The organism is Novosphingobium sp. KCTC 2891 (genome assembly GCF_025938155.1).
GTDB lineage: Bacteria > Pseudomonadota > Alphaproteobacteria > Sphingomonadales > Sphingomonadaceae > Novosphingobium.
In genome coordinates this window covers 1-1,527 of sequence record NZ_JAPCZG010000031.1, presented here as the reverse complement: position 1 = coordinate 1,527, position 1,527 = coordinate 1, and the positions used below count along the sequence as shown (strand labels likewise).

Annotated in this window: 1 protein-coding gene; it reads left to right on the top strand. The window is 60.3% G+C overall.

From position 1 onward, the window contains the following. The first annotated feature begins 125 nt into the window (after positions 1 to 125). The gene (locus tag OLX02_RS20125; RefSeq protein ID WP_039338759.1) at positions 126 to 1,151 is read left to right on the top strand and encodes an IS110 family transposase; all 1,026 of its coding nucleotides are present in this window, start codon (positions 126 to 128) and stop codon (positions 1,149 to 1,151) included. Positions 1,152 to 1,527: the final 376 nt, after the last annotated feature.

Genomic DNA, 1,527 nt, shown 5'->3' with positions numbered 1-1,527 from the left:
ACATGGGGTAATCGCGGGGTGCGCTTCCACGCGATCAGGACGCGCTGGTCAGGTGGTTGCCCCCCGGTAGGATGAAATACGGGCCCACGATGGTGACCGGGCCCAGCATCGGACGGGAGACAACCATGGAGCAGTTTATCGGCCTCGACGTTTCATTGAAAGAAACATTCATCTCGGTGCGTGAGGGTGGCCAGCGGGTCTGGCGTGGCAAGTGCCCCTCCGACCCGAAGCTTATTGCCGAAATGGTCCGCAAGCGGGCGCCAGAAGCAGCAAGGGTTGTGTTCGAGACCGGCCCATTGTCAGTTTGGTTCTACCACGCACTGCGGGAGGAAGGCCTGCCGGCGATCTGCATCGATGCGCGTCACGCGAAGGCTGCGCTCGATCTTGCGCGGAACAAGACCGATGCCAACGATGCCGACGGCCTGTCGCATCTGGCTGAGGTTGGCTTCTACCGGGAAGTTCGGGTGAAAGCCTTCGATAGCATGCTGACGCGGACGCTCGTCGCGGGCCGCAACCAACTGCTGAAGATGACGACCCAGCTATCCAATCAAATCCGCGGCTTGATGAAGACCTTTGGCCTCATTGTTCCCAAGGGCGCGGGGCGGCTTTTTGCATCCCATGTTCGCGAGCAGCTTGCCGACAATCCAGCGCTGGAAAAGATCATTTCGCCCTTGCTTGAGTCATGGCTCAGTATTCGCGCGCGGACGGCCGAACTGACCAAGCAGCTCATCGCGTCTGCGCGCATGAGCGATCAGTGCCGACTGCTGTCATCGATCCCGGGCGTCGGAGTGGTTACCGCGAGCTCGTTCATTGCGGCGATCGAGGACCCGGAGAACTTCAGGAAGTCGCGATCGGTGGGCGCATGGGTAGGCCTGACGACCAGGCGCTACCAGTCCGGCGAAGTTGACTATGACGGACACATTTCGCGGCGTGGCGATAATCATTTGCGCTCGCTCCTGTACGAGGCGGCGGTCACGATCATGACGCGCACAAGGGAGGAGAACGCGCTGCGGACCTGGGGCCTCAGGCTGAAAGAAAAGATCGGCTTCAAGCGGGCGGCTGTCGCAGTCGCGCGAAAGCTGGCGGTAATCATGCATACCATGCTTCGGACTGGCGAATTGTTCCGGCACTCGGAGCCCGCCGCCGCGTGATTTGATGTCAGCCGTACAGAGCTCCCACTCCCCGGCTGATTGGATATAAAGTTCGCGTCTGATGACACTGACGCGCCGAGCCGTCCCTGTCGGGGCGCGGACAGGATCATTCCGCTGCGAGAGTTGCAGTCGCCACCATTTTACTCCGGCGAATTGCGTTAAACACATCGGAAGATCCCGCCCACGAAGACCCATCCTGCGGCGTGCATGTCCCGACCGCGTAAAAGACCATGTACCCGACAAACGGCATGATCGGTGACCAGTAGCTGACGAGACATTGACCTGCAGGCATCCGCGACCGCGTCATCGTGGATCAGGGTGGTATGCCCGCTGCGCCTGATTGACAGGTTAGCGATTAAAAGACTCTCGCAGACTT

Bases quoted from the DNA above. Each gene is read 5' to 3' on its own strand.
- OLX02_RS20125 (WP_039338759.1), top strand. From the start codon at position 126: ATGGAGCAGTTTATCGGCCTCGACGTTTCATTGAAAGAAACATTCATC.